This is a genomic window from Actinokineospora inagensis DSM 44258 (genome assembly GCF_000482865.1).
Lineage (GTDB): Bacteria > Actinomycetota > Actinomycetes > Mycobacteriales > Pseudonocardiaceae > Actinokineospora > Actinokineospora inagensis.
In genome coordinates, this window is record NZ_AXWW01000005.1 from 1 (window position 1) to 25758 (window position 25758).

The window sequence follows — 25758 nt, forward strand, 5'->3', positions numbered from 1 at the left end:
TTCTTGTTGTGGTGGTGGTTGAAGTCCTTCTCCCAGTCGAGCAGGTCGCGGTGTTTGGGTTTCCTGATCGGTGTCAGCATCCCGGTGCCGACATAGCCCTTGTCGCCCATCCAGGCGGTCACGTCACGGTCATCCAGCATTCCGGATTCTCTCAGGCAGTGCGAGTCGTGTCGGCTTCCGGGAATCGGGTCCGACACCCAGGCCAACCGGCCGGACAATGTACACGCGACCTGAAGGTTCATGCCGGTGGTGCGGTGCTTGCCGGAGTAGAAGGGCCGGTCGGCGGCGATGCGGTCGATCGGGATCAGCGTGCCGTCGACGACCACGTAGGCGTGGCCGCGGCGCTTGGGTGTCCGCAACGCCGTTTGCAGCTTGGGCGCGCGCCGGGCGAGCAGGTCGACGGTCTCATTCACGTAACGCCAGCAGGTCGTGGTCGAGACCTCGAGTCCGGCGCCGATCTCGGCGAACGGCTCGCCCTTGCGCAGGTGGACCAGCACCAGCAGGGCCTGGCGGCCCGGGTCGAGCTTGCGCCAGACCGAACCCAGCTCCTTGCGATGAGCACGAATCAGGCCGGAACGAACCTCAGGGTCCGAGGTGACAACGGCAGCGCGGCACGATAGAACAGCATCTTGAAGCCACTGGCGAACAGAACATCTTGGTCGATGCCTCTGCTAACAGGGGCTTCGCCACGTCCACACCACGCCACGTCGACCGCTGCCAACCCCGTGATCAACACAAACCCCCACCCGCCAACACATCTCGGCGAGGATGAAAAGGACTCATTCCCGACAAGTACGGCGGCACCTACCGGTACGTCGGTCACAACGCCACTGTCAATCTGAACGAGGCTGGCCAGGTCGTCACGGCGGGCACGCAACAGCGCGGGATGGAGAACACCATGAGCGTCATTGACGAGATTCCTGACGAACACCGCGCCACCTTTATCAGGGTGCTGCAAGACCATAACCCCGCACTCCTGCACACCCTCCGCACCAGCACCACACCAACCCAGGAAGCCTGGGAGATCGTGGAGGAAACGTTCATCAACGCGCTCAGTGAGCACTATGGGCCAGGACACGAGCCGGACGAGACCGGCAAGCGAATCGACAGCGCTTTGGGCGCGTTCATGACCCGCTGGCCCAACGACACGCTCACCTGATCTCTCGGGCGCAAACCAGGGAAAACGGGCTGCCACAGGCCGTACAGGGTGACCGGTCTGCCCTTGATCAGCGAGGTGTCGAACAGCGAGATGATCCTCCCAGGTACCGCGCCGCGCCTGGCTGGTGGACCTGCAGGTGATACAACGCCCCGCCCTGGCGACACCTCCGCCCGCGGTATCACGCCTCGACCTGATCTCCAGCGGCACCAGCCACCTCACGCTCGGCGCCATCGAACAGGCCTGCGCCACCAGGCACCGCGGCCTCGACCACCTCGACGGCGTGCAGTCCCCACGCAGCCGCAAAGCCTTCACCCCACAGGCACGGTATCGTGTTCTAGTCACCGGCGCGTACCGTCACGCCAGTGGGGCGTGCGCACGGCACCATTCGCGTGGATGGACACTGGCCAGTCGTCGAGGATGCACGGCCACCAACGGCTTCGGATCTGCTTCGTCGTGCAGAAGTTCGGCACGGATCAGGACCGCCCCGGCACCGCCGAGACCGCGGACATGCGACGAGATCAACGCGACCATCTCCGCGATGGTGACGTCAGCGTACCTGAACGGAAACCGCCGGACATCGGAAGCCCCAGCGGGCAAGACCCCTTCCAACCAGACCCCCGCCGCCACCGAGCCGTCGTGATGGAACTCCACGATGGCCCAATTCACCAGTTCGTGGTGGTCCGACGAGTAGAAGTTGGAACGGAAAACCCACCGGCGCAGCCCAACCTGCGGGTTGAGTACCACGTCCTCGGGAAGTCCGGTGATCATCCGGAGATCACGGGACGGTTGTCCCAGAATCGCAGTCACCGATGTTCGTGTCTCGTCGATCGCCCGCACCATCCGATCACGACCAGGTTGCCCGAGCAGGGACGGCACAGGCGCCGCCAAGCGCGCCGACACCGCCAGCCAGACCCCCTTCGTCACATCGATCTCGGAACGCAGGCCTTCGACAAGGCCCGCTCAACGCCGCCCGATCGTCGGACCGACGAGCAACGCGATCGCGGTATGCCTGCTCTAGCACATGCTCGGTCATCCATCGAGTGTCGGTCCCATCCCGATACGGCACACCTATAGCGTTCTTCTCACCGATCACATGCGGAGCATCCGAGCTGAGCGGTACGGACACCACGACCAACCCACGCTCACCGTTCTCATCGCTGAGCGGCTCGATCACCAAGCCGTTCACCATCGGTCGCACACGCCCATACGCCAGCGCCCGCAGCCGTTGACGCTCCCGCTCTCCATTCGGCACCGGGGCTAACTCGACAGCCTGCTCGTTCTCCTCACGGACCCCGTAGACGATCAACCCGCCGCGTGTGTTCGCGAACATCGCAACGTCCTTGGCGAACTCCAGGAGCTTCTTCTCGTCAGCCGCGGGCAGCGCTTGCTTCCAATCAAGATCGACGTTCTCGCTCACCCGTGACTCGACCGCGCGCAGTACGCGTCTGGGCGATCAACCTGCCGACCTCCCGCGCGCAACGGCGACGAGGGTCTGGCCGTCGCTGATACGTCCCGGGGTCTGCGCGGCATCCGCGTCGCCGTGGCGACCACTGCGGCCAGCGCGTCGACGAGGGGATCCTCATTCGGACGAGTGTGGACCAGGCCACTGTCGGTGGCCGCGGCGCCGGCGGTTGGTGGCGCCTACCCGTGGTCGGGGATGTGAAGGTGGGCAGCGGCATTCACTCGACTGTCCTTTCGGGATGTTTGCGCAAGCAGGTCCGGGCGGGGGATCGGCTTGGTGTGGGTGGATCGGGCGTGACGGCCCTGTCGAGTTCCGCGAGTGGGTCGGGACTCGACAGGGGCCGTGACGAGAGGGCGATCAGGATGCCGGCGATGCGAGCGCTCATGCCCCATGCCCGGATCAGGAAAGCGTTGTGGTGTGTGGGCGCGCTCGCCGCCTGTGGGGGGGTTCTGGGTCGGGTTGGTCAGGAGACGGTGGCCTGGCGCAGCACTGTCTTGACCTGGGGGACGAGTGTGTGCCAGCGCAGGCTGAGCAGGATCGAGGTGATGACGTCGAGGTGTGCGGCGCCGATGAGTACGACTGTGGTGTCGGTGTCTGTCTGTAGGGCGGCTTTGACGGCGAGGACGGAGCGGTGGACTGAGGACACCTCGGGTACCGGTGGGTTGGCTCGGCCGGCGATGACGTGGCGTGCCCTGGTGACCTGGGCGGTGAGGAACTTCTTCAGCGTGGCCGCGTCGACGGGGGGTGCGGTCCATTCGGGTTCGGGGAAGCCGGTCAGCTGTAGGAACGACTCGAACTCCTTGCCCGGGCTCTCCCAGATCGACTGGATTTCCTCGATGACCACCAGATACAGCGGCATGTCCGGCTTGGCCCGGTTTCCTCAAGGTCACCACCCCACGCCAGGCGGGAGCGGTCGACACCTTGTTCGCGAACGGCGCGACCAGTGATCAGCGGGTGGAGACCGACCCGAACGGCAACGCCGCGACCTACACCCTGGACTCCGGCGGCAGGCCGATCTCGGTCAAGGACGCGCTCGGGCACGGCAAGGCGCAGACCTGGACGGCCAACAGCCAGGTCCAGACCACCACCGACGGGCTGAGCAACTCGACCACCGCGTCCTACGACACCACCGACAACCTGATCTCGGTGAAGCTGCCCACCGGCGCCCAAACCACCGTCGGGTACACCAACACCGCCCTGCCGAACCTGCCGACCTCGGTCAAAGACCCGGCGGGCAACGAGGTGACCCGCGAGTACGACGACGCGGGCAATCTCTACAAGGTCCGCTCGACCGCTCTGGCCGCCGATCTCGACGTCCGCCTGCGCAGCAGCCCGACCGGGGTGGTGACCAGCCGCACCGACGCCAACGGCAACCAGACCCGGTTCGACTACGACAGCGCGGGGAACTTGATCACCGTGACCCCACCCGCCCCGCTCGGCGTGACCCGCTACGGCTACGACTCGCTCTCGCGGATCACCAGCATCACCGACGGCGCGGGCAAGAAGGTCGACTACGCCTACGACAAACTCGACCGCGTCGTGGCCATCAGCTCCGGCGGCACCGTGTTGCAGGCCAACACCTACGACGGCAACGGCAACCTGATCACCCGCGCCACTCCGACGGTCACCACCGCGTTCACCTACGACACCTACCCGATCGGCAGCCTGCCCACCTCGGCCCAACGCACCCAGGGCACCTCCGTCGAGACCGTCTCCTACACCTACGACAAGGCAGGCAACCTCAAGACCCTCGCCGACCCCGCGGGCACCGCGACCTACACCTACGACGCCGCCAACCGACTCACCTCCCTGGCCGACGCCTTCGGCCAAACCACCACCTTCACCTACGACAACGCCGACCACCGCACCGGCATCACCTGGCCGGGCGCGGGCACTCAGACCAACACCTACGACACCGCGGGCAGACTCACCGCGCTGAGCGTGAAGAACACCGGTGGCACCGAACTGATCAAGGCCACCTACAACTACAAGACCTCCGGCGGCGCGGACAGCGACCTGCTGCAGTCCAAGACCATCGCCGGTGTCACCACCGACTACACCTACGACACCCAGCGTCACCTGACCAAGGCGGGCAGTGCGACCTTCACCGTCGACAAGGCCGACAACATCACGAACCTCGCTGGGGCCGCGCTGACGGTCAACGTCGTGAACCAGTTGACGGGCAATGGAAGTCAGACTTTTGGCTACAACAGCGCCGGGGACCTGACTTCGGTTACGAATCCGACTACTGCGCACGAGTATTCGGTGACGAACCAGCTCGTGCGCTCGACGACCAGCGGCGCGCAGACCTTCGTCGCGAGCTATGACACGGTCGATCAGTCCCAGCCGCGCACGATAGCCGAACCCGGCACCGACCACGTGTTCAGCCAGACGGCGCTCGGCACGAGCAGTGTCGTCCGCGGCGGCACGCGAACCAGTGTCAGTCGCGATCCGGACGGTGCGCTGATCACGGAGAAGATCGGTACCGGCCGCTACAACGTGGTGACGGACTATCAAGGCAGCGTTCTCGGCCTGGTGGACACAGCGGGCGCGGTCGCCGCGACCTACACCTACAGCCCCTACGGCGTCACCACCGCGACCGGATCTGCCGCGAACACCAATCCCTTCCGATACCTGGGCGGCTATACCCTGGTCAACGGTCAATCGGTGTTCGGCTACCGCTATTACACCCCTACCCTCGGCCGGTTCACGAACCCGGACCCGACGAACCGGGAGCGCAACGCCTACGCTTACGCCGGATCCGATCCGATCAACAACAGCGATCCGACCGGTGGGAGTTTCCTTTCCACGGTCGGCGGGATCGTCGGAACAGCCGCGGGTGCGGCGCTCGTCGCGGCAGGATGTGCCGCCACTGGCGGGGTGGCGTGCGTTGTCGCCGGAGCCGTGGTCGGCGGCCTGACCGGCGGTACGGGTAGCGCCCTCGGCGCGAAGTTGAACGGCGATGACGACAAGGGCGTCGCAGACGACGGGCTCGACGGAGTCTGGGGCGGCCTGCTCGGTGGATTCCCGTGGGCCAGAGTGAAGTAAGGAGCCGAATGGCGGAGCAGCGAACAAGACACGAGTCGAGGCGGGTGCTGGTCGGTATCGCCGTACTCGCCGCACTGCTGGCGGTGGCGTTCCTCGTCGAGGACCGCGTGCCAATAGCCCCGGCCCTGGTCGGCGGCGCACTTGGCGGATACCTCGGCTACGGCTTGGTGCGCTGGCTGAAAGCCAGACGAAGCGATTGACAACAAGATGGGGAGCGGCAGCCATCAGGCCGCACCCCACGGTCGCTCTCAAGCTGATACGAGCCGCACCTAGAGTTCGTGCGTGGTAGGCGAGAACAGGCACCCCGGATGAACCGCTTGGTCTGAACGAGCCGGTCGAGTAGGGCGGCCGACGCCATCGCTTCGTTTCCTCACGTCTTATTGGTTCGAGCGACTGCCCGGAAGGCGACCACCAACACAGGTAGGGCAGTGCGAGCGCGATGCCGCGGATGGCACCCACGAGTTGGAACGGTGCCCGCAGGTCCAGTGCCCTCGCCACTAGTCCGCTGGCGAGGGCGCCCAGGGGGATGAAGCCCCGGCCGAGTAGGTCACCGGGGGACCACTTGTCGCCGCACGGTGGTCGCGACGATGTTGAACGACGCGGTGGCGAACCGTTAAGCGCCAGGGAGAATCGGGCAGTCACCGCGTTCGAGCTGTAGCCGACGCCGAGGAATCCGACGACCTCGGCGCCTAGCGCGATCACCAGCGCGGGTATTGGTTTCGGTGGCGATGACGATCCGCACGATGCCCAGCACGTCGACCGCGACGAGCGCCGCAGTGCCAAGTGGGTACATGGCACTCACGGTCGAAACCCGGAGTCGCCGACCTGGCTGCGACCCGGTTCCCGCTCTCGGAGGTCATCGTCTGCCTGCAGCAGCTCAGCGGCCTGGACTGCAACGCGGCCACTCTGCGCTTGGCCGCGCTGGGCCGAGGGCGAACTGGCCAGGAAACCGCTGGACCTGGCGCACACCTTGACGTCAGCATCCGGCTAGGGGTAGTAAGCGTAAGCGTGTCCGAGAACGGTTCTGCGCATAACCCCTACGCGCCCAGGCTTCCGGATCTACGTTTTGTGCTGCCCGAAGGTTACTTGGGATCACGGATGTCAATGAGTGATTCGCGCCTAGTATTCGGCGGCAGTCGCGGAGGGTTTGGTCGACTGCGAGAAGTCATCGGCCGCCGATGGAGGAGCGGGCGCGCCGCGGCGGCGGGCGACGTCGTGTCGTAGTCCTTGGACGATGGTTTTTCGAGACGAAGGATCGGTAGATGATGTCTTCCTAGGAGAGGCGGAAGAATTCGTCCATTTGTTGATGAGGTGGACGACGGCATTTGGGTTCGGTGGTCATTTACCGCCCTGGGCGGCGATGTGTAGCCAGGTGATAACCGCCGCACCTGCGATGGTTTGGGCGCGGTACTCGTCGACGGTGTCGGGAGGCAGGATTGCGGTGACGAAGATTGTCGCGTTGTTGGCGATTTTGCCGTTGATGCCGATCTTCGGGGAATCCAAGTCGGTTTCGCCGGTGAGGGTGACGTCGGGGTTTTGGAGTGTGTTGTGCCAGTGCAGGACTTGGGAGGCGGTTTCGGCGAGGGAGTCGGTCTGGATGAATACGGTGATCTCGTGGTCGGACTTCCTGTTGCCGCGGACGGACAGGTCGGCTTGGAACGGGTTGGGTAGGGCGTAGGTGACCAGGTGGAGGCCAAGTGTCGCGGCTAGCTCGACGAAGTTGTGAGAGATGGTGGTGTGGGTCATCAGGCGGGCTCCCAACGTGATTTTGAGCGGGCTACCGTTCGCAGCGAACTGGGCAGGCGAGAGGATTGCTGGGAAGAAATGGTTGAGAGGTCAATAGAGTGCCGCCGGGTTGGCGTCAGGCGAGCTTGCGTGTTTCCGGAGGGGAGACTGCCGAATTGTTGAGGCTGTGGTGCGGGCCGGAAATCTGTGTCAGGTAGTGGGTGATGAGGCTCTGATAGGTGGCGATGATGTGGGGTTGTTCGAGGTAGAGGCTTGAAGTGTGGAGCGGGATGTGCACGATTTTGCCGCGGCAGGCGGTGTCGAGTAGCTGGAAGGGGGAAGTTGCGTAGAGGGCCAGAATGCGCTGGTGGGTGAGGGCATGGATGGTGATGTGGGACTTCTTGGAGAGCGCTCGTAGGTAGCTGATTTGGTCGTTGACGAGGTGCTTGGGGGTGCCGCAGGTGGCCGGGTGGCCGATGACGAAGGTGAAGGTGGGCGGGTTGTACCGGGTGAGCAGGGCGCGGCGGGATTCGTAGATGGTCGTGCGGGCCTGGACGGTGTGGGCGGGGATGAGAGGGGAGGTGGTGAGGAAGTGGTGGTGGTATTCGGGGGTGTGGAGGATGTCGGGGAGAGTGGTGGGGGCGTAGTAGGTGATGGCGGTGGAGTCGTGTTCGAGGTCGGCGATGGTGGTGGTGAAGAGGTCGGTGTTGTCGTCGTCGTGCCAGAACTGGGGTGCGCGGTCGTTGGCGGCGAGGGCTAGGAGGCGGTCGCGGTCGAGGCGGTTGGTGTGGTTGCAGGCGATGAGGAGGTGGGTTAGGTCGGCGGCGGAGACTCGGCGTTGTCCGTTGATGAGGCGGGAGAGTTTGGAGCCGTCCCAGTCCAGGGCCTTGGCGAGAGCCCTGTGGGTGAGTTGAGCGGCGTTCATGATGTGGCGGATCTCCTGGCCGACGATCCAGGAGCGGAGTGTTTTGGCGGGGCCGGGCTTGTTGTGGGCGGGCATGGGCGAGCCTTCCGCGCGGGATCTTGGGGTGTGACGGGCCTGTGCTGCACGGCTGATGGGTGTCCAGTCCGGGACAGGGCCGTGGGGACAAGACCGTCGGCTTGGGACGGCTGGCAGGCGCGTCTAGCTGGGGTTTCTCTGGGGACAGGTACATCGCGAGGTGTCCCACAGGGCGTTGGCCTGGCTGAATCGGGCCGAGCCGGGGAGCGGGCGCTGGGACGGGTGAGCTTGTCCTAGGCGGCGTCGAGTTGGGTGAGGGCGGCTTGGGCGAGTTGGACGAAGCGGGTGAGGCAGGCGCGGTCGAAGCCGAATTCGAACGCCTCGGCGGTGGGGCCGACGAGGAAGTCGACTTGGTCGGCGTCGGGGTGGACGGTGGTGAGGATTTTGCAGTTGTCGCGGATGGCGACCATGGTGATGACCTTGAACGACATGTGACCGGCCTTTACTAGTCAGGGGATTGGCGGGCGCGGGCTCGAGCGGTGAGCTGCTGGGCGACCAGGACAAGATCCTCGGCGAGTTGGACCTCCTCTTCGACGGCGGGCGGGGGCTTCAGGTAAGCGTCGGCGTCGAGGGTGGTGAGGATGTAATGGGCGATGCCCTGGTTGGCGGCGGCGAGGTTGGCGAGGAGGAAGCCGTCGGTCATTGGCCGGTCAGCCAGCGGCAGCAGGCGGTGATGTTGGTGGTGGCGTCCTCGAAGTTGTCGATCTCGGGGCCGTGGCCGAGGGTGTTGGCTTCGAGGGCGGTCTTCAGCGCCTGGATGTGCTGGTGGAGCTCGTCGAGGTCCTTGGCGAGGTAGGGAACGCCCTGGGGGCGGTGTGAGTACTCGGCCATGAGGTAGTCGCGCACGGCTGAAAACAGCGCAACTAGACGGGTGCGGATCATGGTTCCATCTCCGGTTCGACTGTGCAGCGAGGGCGATTCCTCGCCGTTGTTGCCTATGCATCAGCCTATGAGCAGCGGGCTTCGTCGAACACGGGATACGTGTCGGAGGCGTGTGGGAGGTCTGTCGGGTGAGCAATCCGCTAGACTGATTTCGGCTGTGCTGCTAGGAGGTGGTTCCAGTGAGGCGTCGGCGGATGGAGTTGGTGGCGGCGCGGCGGGCTGCGGGGTTCTCCCAGGAGTCGCTTGCCGAAGCGCTGGGCGTTGACCGGACCACGGTGATGACGTGGGAAGCCGGGACACACGCGCCGACGCTGCATGTCCGGCCGAGGCTGGCTTGGGTGCTGAAGCGGTCGACCGAGCAGCTTGAGGAGTTGCTGGGGGAGCGGTCGAGGGCCGTCGCGTTCGAACGGCCCGACCTGGACCCGGCGTTGGCGTGGCTGGACAGGCATGCGGGGTGGGCAAGCGGAACGGCTCGTCAGCGGGTGGGCGAAGGGCTGGCCCGGCCCGTACCCGCCGCCGCAGTAGGACGTCGACACCTGGCGGACGCCCTCGCCAACTACTACGGGGGCGCGAACCAATACGCGGCCCAATTCGGCAGCGCGGATGTCTTGACCAGCGTATTCACCCGGGCCGACTGGCTTGACCTTGGCTGCGCACTCTCACCAACGGGTGACGCGTTGATGACGTCGGCCGGGGCATCGGCAAACACCGAGTTCGACGAGTACGCCGCCGGAGTGGCAACCCGCAAGCTCATCGAAGCCGTCACAAAGGGCACCCGGCTCACGGACGCCCCGGTGTACCGGCTGGTCGACATCTCGCCGAGCACCGTCGCCATCCGGGGTCGGTTCGAAGTCGCCTCCTTCCTCGACTACGCCCTGACCGTGGACCTGCTGGAACAGGAGCTGCTGGACGTACTGACCGGTCGCACAACCAACCTGCCCCTCCGAGACGCCCGGATGCCGACCCTCGAATCCGTCGTTGACCTGCCGAATCGCCTGTGTGGGGGTGGCGTGCTGGCCCTGTTCGCCGTGGCGCGTCCAGCCGATCCGTACCGGGGCGCAGCCGACTACGTGCTGCTCGTCCAGGAACGATCGAAGCAGGTAGTCAACGCTGCTGGCCGCCTGGCGGTCATCCCCAAGGGCTTCCACGGTCCGCTGAACGACGTCCGCGCCGACTGCCGCATCGGCGCCACGCTCCGCCGTGAACTGGAAGAGGAGCTATTCGGCCGCGCCGACGTCGACATCACCGGCGGCCCGGTCCGGGCGGCCGAACCGATGCACCGCACCCGCCTGTCCGAACCTATGCGGTGGCTGCTCGCCGAACCCGGCCGCCTGCGCATGGAGTGCACGGCATTCGGGCTCAACCTGGTCAGCGGCAATTACGAGTTCGCTTGTCTCATTGTCATCGAGGACGAAGAGTTCTGGGAGCGATTCGGGGGCCACATCGAGGCCAATTGGGAGTCCGCCGGACTCAGGCAGTACTCATCCCGTGACGGCGATTCGCTCGAAGAACTGATCGCCGATAATTCATGGAGCAATGAAGGGTTGTTCGCGATGCTCCAAGGGGTCCGGCGCCTTGCCGAGATCGGTGGCAACCGGGTACGCCTGCCGCCTGTGGAGTGGCGGGTCGGCTAGCTCGCGGCGGACGGCCACCGGACGGTCATGACGATCGACGGGGCCATGGCTTCCCAGGAGTGATCGACTCCCGGACCCCACATGACGTAGTCGCCGGGTCGGGTCATGGTCTGGCTGCCGCCGGTCAGGTCGACGCGGAAGTGGCCTTCGACCAGGACAACCAGGGTGGTGCGCTGATCATCGGAGGTCCACTCGGGTCGCTTGTCGCCTTCCGGGTGCGTGCCCCACTTGACCTCAACGTCGCGAGACAACCGGACGCCCTGGGACGGGTCGATGAAGTGGCCGACGAGCCAGCCGCGGGTGTCGGTGGTGTCGTCGGCGGCGTTGCCGCTGGACCAGGCGGTGGTCACTCGGTGATCTCCCAGTGGATCGGTGGCATTCTCACCCGCTCGCCGCCGATTTCGGTGAGGCGTCGCAGGCCCTGCAGTACGGCGAAGAGTCCTTCGTTGCTCCACGCTACATCACCCAGGAGTTCGCCGATCATGTCCGGGTCCTGTGTGGAGTAGCGACGCAGGGTGGTCGATTCCCAGTTCGCTTCGACCATTCCGCCGAATTGTGGCCAAAAGTCTTCGTCTTCGATGACGATGAGGCTGGCGAACTCGTAGTTGCCGTTGACGAGGTTCAAGCCGAATCCCGTGCACTCCGTGCGCAGGCGGCCGGGTTCGGCGAGCAGCCAGCGCATCGGGTCGGACAGGCGGCTGGGGTGCATGGGGTCGGCGCTGCGCTGATCGCCCAAGGTGGAGTCGACGTCAGCGCGGCCGAACAGTTCCTCTTCCATCTCGCGGCGCAGGGTCGCGCCGACCTGGGCATCGGCGCGGACGTCGGTCACGGGCTGGTGGAAGCCCTTGGGGATGACGGCCAAGCGGCGGGCGGCGTTGATGACGTGACCGGAGCGTTCCTGGATCAGCAGGAGGTAGTCCGGGCCACCGCGGAACGGGTCGGCCGGTCGGGCGATGGCGGTCAGGGCCAGGGCGCCGCCGGCGCACAGCCGACTACCGACGTCGAACACGGTCGAGACGTCCGGGAGGTAGCGGTCCCGCAGCGGCAGCGACGTCCGGCCTGCGGCGATGGCGTCGACCAACTCCGATTCGAGCAGGTCCATGCTCAGCACGTACTCAGCGAACGGGACGAGGCCAACGGTGCCGTCGATGTGCTGGGGACCGATGTCGATGCTGGTCAGCCGGTACAGCGGCGCGTTGATGATCCGTGTTCCGAGCGTCAGCGTCTCGGCCAGGCGATTCACCGCGGCGTCAGCGTCGAGGGCGATTCCGGTACCGGGTGTTGTGGTTGCGCGCAGACGGTCATGCCCAGGAAGCAGCGGGCAGGCGCTGTCCAGCCAGCCTGGCCTGGTAGCGATGCTGGTGGAGATTGTCAGGTCGGCAAACTGGGCTCGGTAGGTGGGTGCGCTGCGGTAGTAGCTGGTGAGTGCGTCGGCGATGTCCCGTTGAGTGACGCGGGACCGTTGGTGGCCACGATCGCGGAGTTGGTGCGCGTCGAGCTGGTTCGCGCGAGCCGAGACGCGCGCTCGTGCCGTTCCCGGGTGCCAGTCGACCCGATCATCAACCCATTCCAGGGCTGTGACGATGTGCGGGTCGAGAGTGAGGCGATCATCCTTGGCCGCGGTGGTCAGTTCGGCGAACCGTGCGCGGACGTCAGCCGGTGCCTGCGCTAGCGCCGTGTCCAAGAGTTGCTGCATCTCCGACTGCGGCTTGAGGCTCGGCTTCTGGTGCCAGGCCGCGACCGTGCGAGCCGAAATCCCCAGATGCGTCGCGAATGCTTCCTGGCTCAACCGCAAGGAATCCTGCAGCGCGCACGCCGTTCGACCGGTCCACGCGCTGGCATTCGCCATGTGTGTTCCCCCGACTTGTGCGGTGTTCCTGCGGTATTCGTGCAGTGCTTGTGCATGGGGATGACCGCGGTTTCAGCCTTGAATCAGTGGTGTGGAAATCACCCGGATCTCACTCGTCGCTGGTGTTGCGGACGACGGTCGTCAAGTCGGTTCGCATGCCGTTGAGTACTTCGGACAGTTCGGCGATGCGCTGTTCCAGCGAGTCCAAACGCGACACCAGGCGGTCCTCGCGGTCGGCGGGTTCGTCCGCGCTCGGCGGTGTTCGCCCGTGCAGCACCGCGTCGAGGTGCTGGGGGTGCAGGCCGAGCGTGATCGACAGGGCTTCCAGGGTCCGGGCGCTGCGGCGGCGCTCCACCGTGTGGTGCTGGAGTTCGCGGACGGTGGCCTGGGACACCTGCGAGCGCTCCGCGAGCTCCCGCTGCCGCCACCCGAGCACGTTGACGCGCTCGTTGATGGTCTTCGCGACCGCCGCCCAGTCTTCCGACACGCATTCCTCCGCGCTCCGCCGTCAGCGCTGACATTAGCGCCTTAACGCCTTCTCGCGGCGACGCCCGCCCATTTCGCGCGGCGCGTCGGACTAACACGTCGGTTACGGAGCTGATTTCAGCGTAAATCTGCTGAAATCATTCAACCTTTGGGGTCAATCGTGGGCTTTTACTCCATTCGGAAGACGGCTCGGATATTCGGCGCACCGCAATGGCGAGTGCACCGGGCGATCCGGCTGGGAACATTGCGGTCGACACGGCGAGGCGGGTGGCTGGTGGTGCCCGCGTGCGAGGTCGCGCGGTGGTTGGACGCGGCGGGGGTGCGCCGTGGATGACCTGTGGCTGATCGGCATCGCGTGGCGGCTGGACCGGCTGCGCTGGGTGCCGACATCGGTGTTGGACTCGGCGGTCCGGCGAGACGGAGCATGGAACACCGGTTCGCCGGACTGGTCGGGGACAGATCGGGAGATCGCGGGCCGATTGTGCGCGGGCTGCCCGGTGCAGGACGAGTGCCTGGAACTGGAACTGCGGACGTCCGGCGAGTCGACTGTCGGTGTGTTCGGCGGGATGACAGATGAGGACCGCCGGGCACTGCACCTGCACTGGTTGCGCCGGGGCGAGCGGTATGAGCGAGGGCCGCAGGCATGATCAACCTGACGATTACCCAGGTCAGCGCTGGTGTGGGCGTCCTGCTGGTCCTGTTCGCGGTCTGGCGGTCCGGGGCGCGACGTGCCCAGGCGGCGGCAGAGGCGACCCGAAGTGGTGCTCGGTTGTTGTCACTGTTCGGGCGAGTGCTGTTCAACGCCGGCGTGATCGTGTCGGTCCAATGGGTGGTGATCACGCCCCCCGGAAGCCCGTGGTTGCTGCTCACCGTGCTCGGGGTGCCCGCGTTGTTCGCCGCGTATGCCCTGACCAAGGCGCTGACCGTCACCACCGTCGACACGTCTTCAAGGCGGCGCCGATGAACACCAAGTTGTCGTGGTGGCAACGTTCACCCTGGATACCGGTGTGGTTGAAGTCCTGGCGCGATGCCCTGGCGCTGCTGATTCGTGCGCCGTGGCTGTTTGCCGGGGCGACAACTCGCGGCGCGGTCGCCGTGGTCCGGTGGTGGCGGGGTTGGGTGACGGTCCGGGACTACCGCGCGGCAGCCGAGGCATCGGAGAAGCTGGCCGACAAGTTCGAGCCGATTCGGGCGTTGACCCTATTCCGCTGGAAGGTCACCGCCGCCGTGACTGTGGTCAGCGTGGTCCTGTTGGCGGTGTTGGACCTGCTCTACGGACTCCTGTGGGAGGTCATCGCCGGAGCGGCGGTCGGCTTGGCCATGCTCGGCCGACGCAAGGAAGGCAGCCCTGGACGCCGCGCGGTCCTGGCCGGACCGCGGGCGTTGACCTGGACAATGGACCCGCAAGTCCTGATCGACGCCTTCCGAGACGCCAAGCTCATCGGCAAGGACGAGACGCTGCGACTGGTCGAACGCGCCCGGCGCGACGGCGCGGGCTGGTCGGTCACCGTTGACCTACCGGCAACCCGCAAGGCTGCCGACGTCATCCGCAACCGGGACGCGCTGGCGTCCGCGCTGGCTGTCGACGAGGTCCAGCTCAGCGTCGAACGGGTTCGCGGCAACGGCGGACACGCGGGCCGGGTCGCGATGTGGGTCGCCGACGCAGATCCCTACGCGACACCACCGGTCCGAACCCCGCTGGTCGACGCTGCCAAGTGGGACGCCTGGCAACCGGTCCCATTCGGACGCGACGCGCGAGACCGGCGCATCGATCTGCCTCTGGTGTGGACGTCCCTCCTGATCGGCGCGATTCCTCGACAGGGCAAGACCTTCGCCGCCCGGCTCGCCGCCGCCGGCCTGGTCCTCGATCCACACACCCGCCTGTACGTAGCCGACTTCAAGGCCGGAAAGGACTGGGACGCCTCGGCGCAGGTCGCCCACCGCTTCATGTCCGGCGACGACACCGAACATATCCTCACCCTGGTCGGCTGGCTCATCGAGTTGGTCAGCGAGGTGCAGGCCCGTTTCCGCCACATGCGCACTCTGGACGACACCATCTGCCCGGAGTCGAAGGTGACACCAGCGATGTCGCGGGACATGCCGATCACCGCGTTGTTCGTCGATGAGGTCCAGGTCCCACTAGAGGACCGCACACCGATCAAGATCGAGGACCGCCGTGCGACCGCAGGCGAGTACATCGGCGAGTTGCTGACGTGGCTGGCTAAGAAAGGCCCCGCCGCCGGGCTTGTACTGGTCTTGGCCACCCAACGCCCCGACTCCAAGACCATCCCCTCCGGCCTGCGCGCCGTACTCGGCTCCCGGTTCGCCCTGCGCGTCATGGACTGGCGCGACTCGAACATCGTCCTCGGCGAACAGATGAACACCCGCGGCTATGACAGCAGCCGCCTGCTCGCCGCCCACAAAGGCGTCGGCATCCTCCGCCCGGACGGCGAAACCCACTCGGACGGCTTGGCCGTCACGGTCCGGACCTACTACATGCCCAACGAGGACTGGCGAACCATCTGCGTGCGCGGCCGAGAACTGCGCGAAGCCGCAGGCACCCTCACCGGCCACGCCGCCGGACCCGACACCACCCCAGCACTCGACCACGTCCCAGTCAGGGCCATCGAGGCCAGCACACCCCCGGACGATCTCCCAGAACCCCTGGACGCCGTCGTGCGCTACCTCGGCGACGACCTGGACACCCGCGAGTTCGTCCCCACCGCCGAACTCGTCGATGCCCTCGACGTCGAACCCACCGCCTTCGCACGCCAGATGGCCACTCTCGGGTGCAAGCCACTGCGCAACCGCACCCCCACGGACGACGGCGAGACCCGCCGCGTCCGCGGCTACCTCACGGCAGACATCCGTACCGCCATCACCCAGGCATCATCCACCGATTTCAGCTCACCCGGGCACGACTCATGAGCAGCACCGACGAGGTCCAGGTACGCGTTCCTGTCGAGCTTCCTCCACTTAACCAGCGCGCATCCCGAGCACTCCTTGCCATACTGGTCGAACTGACCACCACCGAGCCTGCCGACGAGGTCGATCATGACTTTTGAAATCAGCCCCGACCCATGGGCGACGCTCGACCAGTTGATGGGCATCGAGGTCACCGACCTGGTCGACGACGGCATCGGTGACCTCGCGTTCTACGGCCGGTGTTCCACCGAGGACAACCAGGACCCGGAGACGTCCCGAGGGTGGCAGCACGGCAACGCCGGGAAGTTCGTCGGGCCGCTCGGTGGTCGGATCGTGGCGGACTTCTTCGACATCGGCCAGTCCCGTTCCGTGCCCTGGGAACGCCGTGACCAGGGTTCCCGGCTGCTGGCCGCGCTCAAGGACCCGGCCCGCACCTGGTCGGGTGTGGTGGTCGGTGAAGGCACCCGGTGCTGGTTCGGCAACCAGTTCTCCCTGATTGCACCTCGGTTCGAGGCATACGGCGTTGACCTGTGGGTGCCCGAACTCGGCGGGAAGTACGACCCGCGCAACCCCTCCCACAAGATGCTGATGAGCGTCCTCGGCGGCATGAGCGAATCCGAACGCCAACACGTCCAGGCCCGGGTCCGCGCGGCGATGGATGCCCAGGTCGTCAACGAGGGCCGCCACCAGGGCGGCCGGGCACCCTACGGCTACCTGACCGTAAACGGCGGCCCGCATCCGAACTCACGTAAGGCCGCCGAAGGGTTTCACCTGCGGGTACTGACGGTCGACGAACCGGCGGCCGAGGTCGTGCGCCGGATCTTCGCCAGCTACCTCGACGGCAACGGCGACCGTGCGATCGCCAACGGCCTGAACCAGGACGACGTCCCGTGCCCCTCTGCCCTGCGACCGGAGCAGAACCGGCACCGCCTGGCCGACGGCTGGCAGGCCCGGCACCGTGCGCGCGATCCTGGAAAACCCCCGCTACACCGGCTTTGCCGTCTTCGGACGCTGGGTGAAGCACGAGGTCTTGGCCGACCCGGACGACGTCGCCGCCGGGCACGTCGTCAAGTTCCGACGCGCTTCGCCGGACCGCGTCGTTCGGTCCCGAACCCAAGCCCACCCGGCCATCGTGTCGGTGGAGACGTTCACCGAAGTTCAGTTGCTCCGCCGCTCGAAGGGAGCCGGTGGCCTGCAATCGCGGTGCAAGCTGGAACGCGGTCCGAAGCTGACCAAGCGGGTCTACGCACTGCGTGGCCGAGTCCGCTGTGCTCACTGCGAGCGCCGAATGGAAGGCACACCCCGGCAAAGCCGCATCTACTACCGATGTGCGGCCCGCTCCATCGTGCCCGGCTCGCCGATTCTGGTCACTCACCCCAAGAACATCTACCTGCCCGAAAGCGCTGTTCTCCCGCAACTCAACGGCTGGATCGGCGGCCTTCTGGCACCGGAGAACCGCGATGCGACTGTCGCCGCACTCGTCGGTGTCCACGGCAACGCGCCAGATACCCGCACCGAACAGCTTCGCAAGCGGATCAAGGACGCCGAGACCCGCCTCCGGCGACTACGCGCCGCGATCGAGGCCGGAGCCAACCCCGCGGCGTTTGTCGATGCCGTCAACAGCGGACAAGCCGAACACGACGCCGCCCGCACCGAACTGGACGCCCTGCCCATCAGCCACGCGGTTGGTCCCGCCGAGATCGACGCCATGATTGACTACCTCGACACCATCGGCCGTGAGATCAACGACGCCAGCCCCGCCAGGCTGCAGGAGTTGTACACCGCTCTTGACCTGGAACTGCTATACAACGCAGAAGACCGGATGCTCGATGTCAGCATCCGGTCTGGTAGGGGTAGTAAGCGTGTCCGAGGAGCGAGGGACGCACTACTCACCCGTCGCCCTTACTGCAAGCATCTGGACTGTCGTGCCGTGTCGCATCTGGCCGGAGATCACCATTGAGGATGAGCTCCGAAGTGTCGTCCACTGCTCCTCGGCTTCTGTGTGGGATATCGCGTGGAACGGCGGTCGGGAATAGCAGGTTTGCTGGCGCGGACTCGTTCGAGTCTCTGGGTGATCATCCAGGTCGTTCCGTGCGGTCAGGGTCGTGCTCGGTGGGTTCGGGGCGTCCGATGAGGTTGTCGAGGAGGTTGATGAGGTTGGTGATGTAGTGGGCTGCTTGTTCCAAGTGGTTGTGGAGTAGGCGGAGGTTGTCGGCGAAGGGGTCGAGGGTGGCGAGTTCGCGGGGGATGGGTGGTTGGCGGTTGTGGGCGATGGCGTCGAGGTGGGTGGGGTGGAAGCCGAGGGCGGTGGAGACGGCTTCGAGAGTGCGGGTGCCTCGGCGGCGGATGATGGCGCGCCGTAGTTCTCGGATGACGTTTTTGGAGACGCCTGATCGGTAGACGAGTTCTTCTTGGCTGAGGTTGAGAAATTCCATTCTCTGGGTGATGGTGTGGGCGACGGCACTCCAGTTTTGGGTGGTCATTTGCTTCCGCGTGCGGCGTCGCGCAGCCAGGTGATGACCGCTGTGTCGGTGATGGTTCGGTCGCGGTATTCCTCAACGATGTCGGCAGCCAGGGTGGCGGTGACGTAGAGGGTGATCTTGTCTGCGATGTTGCCTGAGATGGTGATTTGAGGGGATTTGTATTCGGTGTCGCCGGTGAGGGTGGGTAGGGATTTGTGGAGGGTGTTGTTCCAGTGTAGGAGCTGGGTGGCAGTTTCGGCGAGAGATGCGGTGTTGATGGTGACGGTGATTTCGTGGTCGAACTTCTTGTTGTTGCGGACGGACAGGTCGACTTGAAATGGGTTGGGCAGGGCGTAGGTGACCAGGTGGTGGCCGAGGGCAGCGGCCAAGGTGACCAGGTCGTGGGTGACGGTGGTGTGACTCATGAGGTCTGCTCTCCGGTGATGGTTGACAGCTTCGCGGTTGTCGACAACTGGGTGATGGCGTGGTGGGACTGGTCGGCGGTGAGCGCGTCGACGCGCAAGAGGGCGGCGGTGGACTCGTAGGCGCGGAGGGAGTCGCGGTCGGAAAGGTAGAGCGCGCCTCCGTTGATGCGCAGGCGGACAAGCGCGCCGCAGGCGGTCGTGTTGATCAGGGTGAAGGGGGTGTCGCAGCAGGGTGGGGTCACGCTGGGGGAACAGAGACGGATGGCGATGTGGGGTCTGCTCGCCAGGCCAAGTAGGTCGTTGACGCGGTCTTGGTCGACGTCGGGTGCGGTGAGGGCGCTTCTGGTGGTGAGCAGGGTCAACCGGGCCAGGGAGGGGTGATCAAGTAGCGGCGATCGGTCGGTAGGGGTGTACCGGCGTAGTGAGGTTCCTGGTGTGCCGCGGAGGATGGCGGGCAGGGTCGTGGGGGCGTAGCAGGTGATCACGGTGGTGTGGAGTTCGAGATCGGTGAACAGGTCCGCGTAGTGGTTGGTGTCGCGCTGGTTGAACCAGTGGTAAGACGCGCCATGGTTGGCGGCTAGGGCCAGGAGCCGGTCGCGGTCGGCGGGATCGGTAAGGCCGCAGGTGACGAGCAGGTGGACCAGGTCGGCAGGCGCGACGCCTCGTTGACCTCCGATCAGGCGGGACAGCTTGGTGGGGGTCCAGCCCAATGTGGCGGCGAGGTCGCCGTTGCTGTACCCGGCGGCTCGCATCAGGCGACCGATTTCCTGGCCCAGCAACCACGACGGCAACGAGCGGGCCGGGTTGGCCCGGCGGTCAGTGAGCATGACGCGGCGCCTCGGTGAGTTCGGCGGCGATGATCGAGAGCGCGGCGGCGGCGTGCCCCCGAAGGTCAGGTCCAGCCGGCGGCAGGTGCTGGTGGCGGCCATGGTGATGTGTCCTTGTGCTGGTTGGGCCACGGCGACAACTGCGGTGGCGTGACGGAACACGACGTCAGATCCCGGGATGGCGCAGGTCGAGGCGAGTGCCTTCACTGCTCCTGGATTGAGAACGACGCTGAAGGTGGAGACCGCAGCGGGGTGAATCCACACTGCCCGCTGGTCATGGGCAAGGTCGAAAATCGTGGTCGCGTGCGTGCCGTCCGGCAGCTCGCCTTTGAGGCACCACCGGTGGGCGAACAGGCCGTAGACGGGGCCGTGGCGGACGATCAACGCTTCAGCCTCATGGGAGAGGCCGAGGAGTCGTCCGCGCGGCGACATCGGTCAGTCCACGATCACACAGTCGCGGAGTTCGCGGACCAGGTTGGATGCCAAGACCCAGGGTGCGGCCGCGTCGGAATGGGCGACCATGGCGAGATCGACAGCGGCGACGCCGGTGTTGCCGGGTCGGTAGCGCATGCCTTGGACCCCGGCGATGTCGTACACCTGCGCCCGCACGAGGGCATATCCGTCCCGCAAGGCCGGACACGCGTGGACCGACAGTTCGGCGCACGGGCGGCAGATCGGGGGTTCGGTGACGCCCATGCGGTTGGGCCAGCCCGGCCAGTCGGCGCGGTGGTCGAGCAGGAGCCAGAGGACGCCGTCGGGGGCTTGGTCGGCGGGTTCACCGCAGACCTGGCACAGCAGTCGCCGCATCGCGCGGCGTTGGCGGAGGGAGTGGACCTTGCCGAAGAGGGGGCGGCCGGTGCCGGGGGTGGAGGGGACGCGGACCCAGAGGATGCCCGAGCGGTCGCGATCGCCCATCGTTTCGTCGGCGTAGGCGATGCCGACGCCGTTCGGGTGACGGATCACCGTCGGGATGACGGGGGTCTCGGTGCTCCACGAGGTGATGTAGGGGACGTGGATACGGGTGTCAGGCATCGAAGGCCGCCACCTGGTCAAGCGACAGGCCGCCGTGCAGGAGGACGGCGCGGAGGATGCTGGACGTCGGTTCGAGGCCGTTGGCGCGGTGGATGCGGTCGGCGACGGCCAAGAGCAGGGCGGCCGGACGCGCGTTCAAGGCCGGGGCCAGGGTGACAATGCGCGGCAGGTCGGGATGATGGGTGCCCTTCTCGTAGCTGCGCATGGTCTGTTCGGGAATCTCGCAGGTCTCGGAGAGTTCACGCACGGTGGTATCAGTGGCGCTGCGGTACTCCGAAAGTGTGAGGGCAAACGCCAGGCGATAATCGCGGAGGGCGTTGTTGTGGTGTCGCATCGGCGCCTGTTCGGGTTGTCCAACGGGAACTGATGCGACGTTATGAACAGCGCCGATGTGTTTCGGCACCCCGAAGGCATGATCTTTATGCGCGCAACGCATAGTGTGTGCTTCTCGGGTCTAATGTGGAGTTGAGATCACCGCAGCGGGTGGGAGAGCCGATGTCGGGCCGGTACTGCATGAGGTGCGGCGGCAGGCTGGCGCGGGACACGCGGGTCAGCATGTGCGCGCCGTGCCGGCAGGTCAGCGGCGTTGGGACCGACCACGCGCCGGACCTGGGGTTGGACTTCTGGACGACCGACCAGATGAAGGACGCGTTCGCGACCAGGGAGATGGGCGCGGTGGTGCGCGCCTACCGTTACCACCCAGCGCACGGGCACAAGGCGCTGCCGCAGGAAACGGTCAGCCGGTGGCTGGGCACCGTGACGCAATCTCAACTCAGCCGGATCGAGTCGGGTCGGAACAAAGTTGACACCCTGGCAAAATTGATCCACTACGCGCGTGCACTGAAGATGCCCGCAAATCTTCTGTGGTTTTCATTGCCGGATGAGCCTGGCTCGATCCCGTTGCCGCGCTCGGACGAAGTCCTGGCTTTGCCAGACGGGCCGCTGGTCCCGGCCGCGAGCATCAACACTGGGTCTGCCATCGCCGACACATTGCTGAAGACGCTCGACCACTACGCGAGCACGGACAACCTTGCAGGGCCCCGGTCGCTGGTTCAGGTTGTACCGCAACAATTGCGATTCATCGAGGAACTGTTGCAGAAGGCGCGGGGTAGGGATCGGGCGCAGTTGCTCCGGGTCGCGGCTCGGTACGCGGAGTTCGCGGGCTGGATCTACCAGGACACCGGCACGCTGAACGCCGCGATGCAGGTGTCCGGGGAAGCGTTGGACTTCGCGCAGGAGGCCGAGGACGACGAGTTGGCCTCCTACATCCTGATGCGCCGGAGCAACATCGCGGCCGATGCCAAGCGGCACGACCTGGCGTTGAAGTTGGCCAACGCCGCGCTGACCCAGTCCACCAAGCTCACCGCCCGACTGCGTGCGTTGGCGCTGCGCCAGCAGGCCCACGTGTACGCGCAGAAGGGTGATGTGGCGGGGTGTGCGCGGGTCCTGGATGTGGCGTTCAAGCTGGCCGAGCGGTCGTCGGACTCCGAGATGGACCTGGGGCACTACTGCACGCCGGAGTACTTGGAGATGGAGGCGGCCCAGTGCTGGGTTGAGTTGGGGCGTCCGCACGAGGCGATCGACTCACTCAGGCAAGGGTTGTCAGGGTGGCAAGCCGAGTTCCGGCGGGATCTGGGCTTGTGCCTGGCCAGGTTGGCCATGGCGCACGCTGTCGAGGCTCAGGCAGATCACGCGGTGCAGGTGGCACGCAGTGCGACCACGATCGGGCTGGAGACCAGGTCACATCGGATCGCGGTGCAGTTGGGGCGCATTCCGGCCGCGCTGGAGTCGTCGGGTGCCGATGAGGAAGCGATGCGAGTTCGACGGCTGGTAAAGTCGCTGGGGTCATAGAGTCTGCGATTGAAGGTGCGCGTGATTACTGCGGCGACGTCGACCGATGAGGCCCAGCGCGGCGCGCGGGTGGCGATTCTCGCCGTCGGGAGTTTTGAGCAACACGGCGATCATTTGCCACTCATCACGGATACGGTTGTCGCTGAGACTATCGCCGGTCGGCTTGCCGCCGAATACGATTTGTTCCGCTTGCCGCCGATCACGATGTCGTGTTCTCACGAGCACGCGGGATTTGCCGGAACGGTCAGCATCAGCGCGGCAACGTTGATCGCGGTCATCGCCGATGTCCGTGCGTCGTTGGCCGCGTCCGGGATCACCCGCCTGGTGCTCGTCAACGGCCACGGCGGCAACTACGTGCTGTCGAACATCGCCCAAGAGGCCAACACAGCCGGTCCGGCGGTGGCACTGTTCCCCGGGAAGCACGACGTTGACGCTGCTCGGGAGGCGGCGGGCATGGAGACTGACTCCCACGAAGACATGCACGGCGGTGAGTGGGAGACCTCCATCCTGCTCCACGCGCACTCGGATCTTGTCCGTGTTGGCTACGCCGATGCCGACTATGACGCCGTAGACAGGCCGCACCTGCACCTGATCGGCATGGCGGGCTACACGAAGTCGGGCATTGTCGGATTCCCATCGAAGGCATCGGCCGAGAAGGGGCGCAAGGCGCTCGATTCTCTGGCGAAGTCGTTCCGTGAGACACTGGACGCGCTCTCGATCTGATGCGAGTCGCGCATAAGTTTCATGCGCATTGAGCGAGAACTCGCGCGCATACACATAATGCGCGCGACTGGCCTAATCGAGGTTGTTCCGACCGTTTACTCGGATTCACGAGCTGGCGACAACGCCGGTTCGAACCGAGTAGACGGAGATCGAACCGTGGAACGCTGGGAACACCTTCAGAGCTGGCTTTTCCACCTGGGTTACCTGGGTGAGGAACTCGAGTGCTTCGCAGGCACCAGCCGTGGTGCCTGGCTGTACCGGCAGATCGCGCGGGAAGCGGCCCAAGCGGCCAAGGTCGCGCGCGAGTTCATCGACGAGGTCGAACAAGCGTCGACCTACTACGCGGACGGTGGCCTGTGAAGGCTGGTCGTCGCTGGCGTACCCGGCCATCATTGGACGGCCTGTCCGTTCCGGCTGGCTGGAAGCGCGCGGTTGGTTGCTGTACGTCGCTCCGGGCCTGGTGTGGCACGGCCTATGGCGAGGTGCACGGTGGATCGTTCTGCGCGGAATGCCGTGGCTGGCCAGGGTGTTGTGGCTCGCCGTCGTCGGCGCCTCGTGGTTGGCGTCGTGCCTTGGTCGGTATGTGCTGGCTCATCGCGAGTACGGGCCGCTGGTGCGGGAACTGGAGGTGGAGGGTGCGCGGGCGCATCGGCTCAAGCGCGCTCGTGACGCCTGGCGACGGACCGCGTATCGGCGGTTGTGGCTGGTCGTAGGTCTGATCGTCGCTTTGGTCGGAGCCACGGCGGTTCTGGCACATCGGTACGGATCGGCGATCTCCTGGTCGGCGTTGACGCTGGTCACAGGCGTGTTTGCCCTGGTTGGCAGGACGCGAAGGCCACCCACGGTGCGTCCCGAGGCTGAGCAGGCCCCAGGCCCGAGGGACCCGTTCCCGATCGCGGACGCCCATACCCGGGGGCAGGCGGCCGACTGCGTGGCACGTGCGGTGGGCGCCGAGGGGATCGAGTTGCGCGGGGTGGAGAGCACGCGGCGGACACCGTGGGGGTGGGAGGCCGCCGTGGTGCTCAAGCGCGGGACACCGGCCGGGCTGGTGGCCAAGGTCGCCGAGCTGGAGACCACCCTTGATCTCCCGTCCGGCGGGGTGCTCGCCGCACCGGATCGCGGCCGACGTGCTCGTGTCGTGCTGCGACTCGCCGAGCGAGACCCGTTTGCCGGGGTGACAACTGCACCAGACCACGCCCCGGCGTCGTTGTCGATCAAGGATTCCCACGTGGTCGGCGCGCGGATGAGCGGCGATGACCTGCGGTTGTCCCTGTACGGCGTGCATGCGGTGGTCATCGGCGGCCCCGGTGCGGGCAAGTCGCAAACCCTGCGGACGCTGGCCGACGTGGTGTCTGCCTGCGCGGACGCGGTGGTGTGGGACTTGGACCCAGCCGGCAACGGACTTGAGGTACTCGGCGGCGGTGTCAGCCGAGTCGAACGGGATCGGGCGGGTATCGAGGACGCTCTGGGAGGCGGTGGCGATGGCGCAGGTCCGCCCCCGGCTGCTGACCCAGTTGGGCATGGGCGACGCGTGGGACGTGTCCCCGGAGCGCCCCGCCGTGGTGGTGTTCTGCGACGAGTACCCGCGCTTGTCCGACCAGGCGAAGGCGCTCGCGGTCGACCTGATCCGGATCGGCCGCAAGGCTCGGGTGACGCTGGTGTTGGCCGCGAGCGAGGCCACCTCGGATGCGCTCGGTGCTGCCGTCGCGGAGATCGCCGCCTTGAAGATCCTGCACGCCTGCCGACATGCGGACGTCCGCCTGGTCCTCGGCGCGAACATGATCGCCGACGGTTGGCGCCCGGACCGGCTCAACCCCGCGACCGGTGAGACACCCGAGGACGCGGGGGTCTGCTACGTCCACGCCGCCGGGGCTCGCGACCCCATCCTGAACAAGATCCGTCTGGTGCCTGCCGCTCGTGCGCGGCTCAACGGTTCGCACCGTGCCGCGCGGGGGCTGCCCCGCATAGATGTTGCCACCCTGGCAAAGCAAGTCGAGACGGACTCGGTGGACCGCAGCGCTGTCGACGACGTGTTGACGGCGTTCGGCGCCGATGATCGCGTGTGGACCGAGACACTGCTGTCCAGGTTGGCCACCCTGCACGAGCGCTACCGGGCTTGGACGGCGGAGGACTTGGCCGCCGTGCTGGCGCCGTTGGAGGTGCGGCCGGGTCAGGTGAAGATCGGTAGCCGCAACCGCAACGGGTACCGGCGCCTGTTCGTCCGCGAGGCGTGGGACGCCTACCGGGGTGGCCGATGAGGTCTACTCG

Annotated in this window: 28 protein-coding genes and 2 pseudogenes; 13 read left to right on the top strand and 17 right to left on the bottom strand. The window is 66.2% G+C overall.

What is annotated here, in order from left to right; translation table 11 throughout:
* Positions 1–628, bottom strand: a pseudogene (locus H504_RS32515) (transposase family protein); the annotation flags it as partial.
* A gap of 270 nt (positions 629–898) precedes the next feature.
* Between H504_RS32515 and H504_RS0100010 the strand changes: the two are divergent.
* Entirely contained in the window at positions 899–1159 is a 261-nt protein-coding gene (locus H504_RS0100010) for a hypothetical protein (protein WP_157440111.1), read from the top strand.
* Between the two features lie 354 nt (positions 1160–1513).
* On the opposite strand, the gene H504_RS0100015 is transcribed toward H504_RS0100010, so the two are convergent.
* From H504_RS0100015 to H504_RS0100020, 3 genes are all read right to left on the bottom strand, one after another.
* A complete protein-coding gene (locus H504_RS0100015; protein ID WP_169735295.1) occupies positions 1514–1999 on the bottom strand; it encodes a hypothetical protein in 486 nt (161 codons plus the stop codon).
* 4 nt (positions 2000–2003) lie between these two features.
* Positions 2004–2576 (bottom strand): AlbA family DNA-binding domain-containing protein, encoded by a 573-nt coding sequence (locus H504_RS39245; RefSeq protein ID WP_169735296.1) that lies wholly within the window; start codon positions 2574–2576, stop codon positions 2004–2006.
* Positions 2577–3084: 508 nt separating this feature from the next.
* Positions 3085–3480: a hypothetical protein gene (locus H504_RS0100020; RefSeq protein ID WP_026421081.1), complete on the bottom strand. Its 396-nt coding sequence runs from the start codon at positions 3478–3480 to the stop codon at positions 3085–3087.
* A gap of 95 nt (positions 3481–3575) precedes the next feature.
* Between H504_RS0100020 and H504_RS32520 the strand changes: the two genes are divergently transcribed.
* Both H504_RS32520 and H504_RS40690 read left to right on the top strand, forming a co-directional pair.
* Complete coding sequence (locus tag H504_RS32520) at positions 3576–5669, top strand: RHS repeat-associated core domain-containing protein (protein WP_157440113.1); 2094 nt, start codon at positions 3576–3578, stop codon at positions 5667–5669.
* Between the two features lie 8 nt (positions 5670–5677).
* Positions 5678–5869 (top strand): hypothetical protein, encoded by a 192-nt coding sequence (locus H504_RS40690; protein ID WP_157440114.1) that lies wholly within the window; start codon positions 5678–5680, stop codon positions 5867–5869.
* A 1138-nt stretch (positions 5870–7007) separates the two neighbouring features.
* Here H504_RS40690 and H504_RS0100035 read toward each other — a convergent pair.
* The 5 genes from H504_RS0100035 to H504_RS0100055 form a co-directional block, all read right to left on the bottom strand.
* Positions 7008–7415: a hypothetical protein gene (locus H504_RS0100035; protein ID WP_026421082.1), complete on the bottom strand. Its 408-nt coding sequence runs from the start codon at positions 7413–7415 to the stop codon at positions 7008–7010.
* A 115-nt stretch (positions 7416–7530) separates the two neighbouring features.
* Positions 7531–8394, bottom strand: a complete 864-nt coding sequence (locus H504_RS0100040; protein ID WP_026421083.1) for a Scr1 family TA system antitoxin-like transcriptional regulator — start codon at positions 8392–8394, stop codon at positions 7531–7533.
* A 233-nt stretch (positions 8395–8627) separates the two neighbouring features.
* Positions 8628–8825, bottom strand: a complete 198-nt coding sequence (locus H504_RS0100045) for a hypothetical protein (protein WP_026421084.1) — start codon at positions 8823–8825, stop codon at positions 8628–8630.
* Positions 8826–8839: 14 nt separating this feature from the next.
* Positions 8840–9037 carry a hypothetical protein gene (locus H504_RS0100050; RefSeq protein WP_026421085.1) on the bottom strand — a complete coding sequence of 66 codons (198 nt, stop codon included), beginning with the start codon at positions 9035–9037 and terminating at the stop codon, positions 8840–8842.
* The gene (locus H504_RS0100055; RefSeq protein WP_157440115.1) at positions 9034–9240 is read right to left on the bottom strand and encodes a hypothetical protein; all 207 of its coding nucleotides are present in this window, start codon (positions 9238–9240) and stop codon (positions 9034–9036) included. The genes H504_RS0100050 and H504_RS0100055 overlap by 4 nt, the downstream gene beginning before the upstream one ends.
* 230 nt (positions 9241–9470) lie before the next feature.
* On the opposite strand from H504_RS0100055, the gene H504_RS0100060 reads away from it, so the two are divergent.
* Complete coding sequence (locus tag H504_RS0100060; protein ID WP_084467248.1) at positions 9471–10910, top strand: helix-turn-helix transcriptional regulator; 1440 nt, start codon at positions 9471–9473, stop codon at positions 10908–10910.
* On the opposite strand, the gene H504_RS0100065 is transcribed toward H504_RS0100060, so the two are convergent.
* The 3 genes from H504_RS0100065 to H504_RS0100075 all read right to left on the bottom strand — a co-directional run bounded on the left by H504_RS0100065 (position 10907) and on the right by H504_RS0100075 (position 13246).
* Positions 10907–11260, bottom strand: a complete 354-nt coding sequence (locus H504_RS0100065) for a signal peptidase I (RefSeq protein ID WP_026421088.1) — start codon at positions 11258–11260, stop codon at positions 10907–10909. The two genes, H504_RS0100060 and H504_RS0100065, sit on opposite strands and share 4 nt — an antisense overlap.
* Positions 11257–12759: a helix-turn-helix domain-containing protein gene (locus tag H504_RS0100070; protein WP_026421089.1), complete on the bottom strand. Its 1503-nt coding sequence runs from the start codon at positions 12757–12759 to the stop codon at positions 11257–11259. The genes H504_RS0100065 and H504_RS0100070 overlap by 4 nt, the downstream gene beginning before the upstream one ends.
* Before the next feature lie 109 nt (positions 12760–12868).
* Positions 12869–13246: a helix-turn-helix domain-containing protein gene (locus H504_RS0100075; protein ID WP_026421090.1), complete on the bottom strand. Its 378-nt coding sequence runs from the start codon at positions 13244–13246 to the stop codon at positions 12869–12871.
* Between the two features lie 325 nt (positions 13247–13571).
* On the opposite strand from H504_RS0100075, the gene H504_RS0100080 reads away from it, so the two are divergent.
* From H504_RS0100080 to H504_RS42735, 5 genes and pseudogenes are all read left to right on the top strand, one after another.
* Entirely contained in the window at positions 13572–13892 is a 321-nt protein-coding gene (locus H504_RS0100080) for a WhiB family transcriptional regulator (RefSeq protein WP_026421091.1), read from the top strand.
* Positions 13889–14209, top strand: a complete 321-nt coding sequence (locus H504_RS42725) for a hypothetical protein (protein WP_026421092.1) — start codon at positions 13889–13891, stop codon at positions 14207–14209. The genes H504_RS0100080 and H504_RS42725 overlap by 4 nt, the downstream gene beginning before the upstream one ends.
* Positions 14206–16173 (top strand): FtsK/SpoIIIE domain-containing protein, encoded by a 1968-nt coding sequence (locus H504_RS32525; RefSeq protein ID WP_245614013.1) that lies wholly within the window; start codon positions 14206–14208, stop codon positions 16171–16173. Before H504_RS42725 ends, H504_RS32525 begins: the two co-directional genes overlap by 4 nt.
* 174 nt (positions 16174–16347) lie before the next feature.
* Positions 16348–16779 (top strand): annotated as a pseudogene (locus tag H504_RS43790) (recombinase family protein); the annotation flags it as partial.
* Between the two features lie 349 nt (positions 16780–17128).
* Positions 17129–18130, top strand: a complete 1002-nt coding sequence (locus H504_RS42735) for a recombinase zinc beta ribbon domain-containing protein (RefSeq protein ID WP_281173572.1) — start codon at positions 17129–17131, stop codon at positions 18128–18130.
* Positions 18131–18245: 115 nt separating this feature from the next.
* Here the strand turns inward: H504_RS42735 and H504_RS38195 are convergent, their stop codons facing one another.
* Genes H504_RS38195 through H504_RS0100120 form a run of 5 tightly spaced genes read right to left on the bottom strand, consistent with a single transcriptional unit; the run spans position 18246 to position 21352 of the window.
* Positions 18246–18605 carry a hypothetical protein gene (locus H504_RS38195; protein WP_157440117.1) on the bottom strand — a complete coding sequence of 120 codons (360 nt, stop codon included), beginning with the start codon at positions 18603–18605 and terminating at the stop codon, positions 18246–18248.
* 44 nt (positions 18606–18649) lie between these two features.
* Positions 18650–19057, bottom strand: coding sequence for a hypothetical protein (locus tag H504_RS0100105; protein ID WP_026421093.1), 408 nt, complete (start codon positions 19055–19057; stop codon positions 18650–18652).
* Complete coding sequence (locus H504_RS0100110) at positions 19054–20316, bottom strand: Scr1 family TA system antitoxin-like transcriptional regulator (protein ID WP_084467251.1); 1263 nt, start codon at positions 20314–20316, stop codon at positions 19054–19056. Before H504_RS0100110 ends, H504_RS0100105 begins: the two co-directional genes overlap by 4 nt.
* 3 nt (positions 20317–20319) lie before the next feature.
* Positions 20320–20916 (bottom strand): hypothetical protein, encoded by a 597-nt coding sequence (locus H504_RS32540; protein WP_051385338.1) that lies wholly within the window; start codon positions 20914–20916, stop codon positions 20320–20322.
* Complete coding sequence (locus H504_RS0100120) at positions 20909–21352, bottom strand: helix-turn-helix domain-containing protein (RefSeq protein WP_169735297.1); 444 nt, start codon at positions 21350–21352, stop codon at positions 20909–20911. The genes H504_RS32540 and H504_RS0100120 overlap by 8 nt, the downstream gene beginning before the upstream one ends.
* Positions 21353–21411: 59 nt before the next feature.
* Between H504_RS0100120 and H504_RS0100125 the strand changes: the two genes are divergently transcribed.
* The 4 genes from H504_RS0100125 (at position 21412) to H504_RS0100140 (ending at position 25748) form a co-directional block, all read left to right on the top strand.
* Entirely contained in the window at positions 21412–22767 is a 1356-nt protein-coding gene (locus H504_RS0100125; RefSeq protein ID WP_026421096.1) for a helix-turn-helix domain-containing protein, read from the top strand.
* 15 nt (positions 22768–22782) lie between these two features.
* Positions 22783–23490: a creatininase family protein gene (locus H504_RS0100130; protein WP_026421097.1), complete on the top strand. Its 708-nt coding sequence runs from the start codon at positions 22783–22785 to the stop codon at positions 23488–23490.
* Positions 23491–23646: 156 nt separating this feature from the next.
* Positions 23647–23850: a hypothetical protein gene (locus H504_RS0100135; protein WP_026421098.1), complete on the top strand. Its 204-nt coding sequence runs from the start codon at positions 23647–23649 to the stop codon at positions 23848–23850.
* Positions 23851–24911: 1061 nt separating this feature from the next.
* A complete protein-coding gene (locus H504_RS0100140) occupies positions 24912–25748 on the top strand; it encodes a DUF3631 domain-containing protein (RefSeq protein ID WP_169735298.1) in 837 nt (278 codons plus the stop codon).
* Positions 25749–25758 lie beyond the last annotated feature (10 nt).

Excerpts from the sequence above, each read along its gene's own strand:
- H504_RS0100010 (WP_157440111.1), top strand. The coding sequence starts at position 899 with ATGAGCGTCATTGACGAGATTCCTGACGAACACCGCGCCACCTTTATC.
- H504_RS0100015 (WP_169735295.1), bottom strand. The coding sequence starts at position 1,999 with ATGGTGCGGGCGATCGACGAGACACGAACATCGGTGACTGCGATTCTG.
- H504_RS0100020 (WP_026421081.1), bottom strand. The coding sequence starts at position 3,480 with ATGCCGCTGTATCTGGTGGTCATCGAGGAAATCCAGTCGATCTGGGAG.
- H504_RS40690 (WP_157440114.1), top strand. The coding sequence starts at position 5,678 with ATGGCGGAGCAGCGAACAAGACACGAGTCGAGGCGGGTGCTGGTCGGT.
- H504_RS0100035 (WP_026421082.1), bottom strand. The coding sequence starts at position 7,415 with ATGACCCACACCACCATCTCTCACAACTTCGTCGAGCTAGCCGCGACA.
- H504_RS0100040 (WP_026421083.1), bottom strand. The coding sequence starts at position 8,394 with ATGCCCGCCCACAACAAGCCCGGCCCCGCCAAAACACTCCGCTCCTGG.
- H504_RS0100045 (WP_026421084.1), bottom strand. The coding sequence starts at position 8,825 with ATGTCGTTCAAGGTCATCACCATGGTCGCCATCCGCGACAACTGCAAA.
- H504_RS0100050 (WP_026421085.1), bottom strand. The coding sequence starts at position 9,037 with ATGACCGACGGCTTCCTCCTCGCCAACCTCGCCGCCGCCAACCAGGGC.
- H504_RS0100060 (WP_084467248.1), top strand. The coding sequence starts at position 9,471 with ATGGAGTTGGTGGCGGCGCGGCGGGCTGCGGGGTTCTCCCAGGAGTCG.
- H504_RS0100070 (WP_026421089.1), bottom strand. The coding sequence starts at position 12,759 with ATGGCGAATGCCAGCGCGTGGACCGGTCGAACGGCGTGCGCGCTGCAG.
- H504_RS42725 (WP_026421092.1), top strand. The coding sequence starts at position 13,889 with ATGATCAACCTGACGATTACCCAGGTCAGCGCTGGTGTGGGCGTCCTG.
- H504_RS32525 (WP_245614013.1), top strand. The coding sequence starts at position 14,206 with ATGAACACCAAGTTGTCGTGGTGGCAACGTTCACCCTGGATACCGGTG.
- H504_RS38195 (WP_157440117.1), bottom strand. The coding sequence starts at position 18,605 with ATGGAATTTCTCAACCTCAGCCAAGAAGAACTCGTCTACCGATCAGGC.
- H504_RS0100105 (WP_026421093.1), bottom strand. The coding sequence starts at position 19,057 with ATGAGTCACACCACCGTCACCCACGACCTGGTCACCTTGGCCGCTGCC.
- H504_RS0100110 (WP_084467251.1), bottom strand. The coding sequence starts at position 20,316 with ATGTCGCCGCGCGGACGACTCCTCGGCCTCTCCCATGAGGCTGAAGCG.
- H504_RS32540 (WP_051385338.1), bottom strand. The coding sequence starts at position 20,916 with ATGCCTGACACCCGTATCCACGTCCCCTACATCACCTCGTGGAGCACC.
- H504_RS0100120 (WP_169735297.1), bottom strand. The coding sequence starts at position 21,352 with ATGCGTTGCGCGCATAAAGATCATGCCTTCGGGGTGCCGAAACACATC.
- H504_RS0100125 (WP_026421096.1), top strand. The coding sequence starts at position 21,412 with ATGTCGGGCCGGTACTGCATGAGGTGCGGCGGCAGGCTGGCGCGGGAC.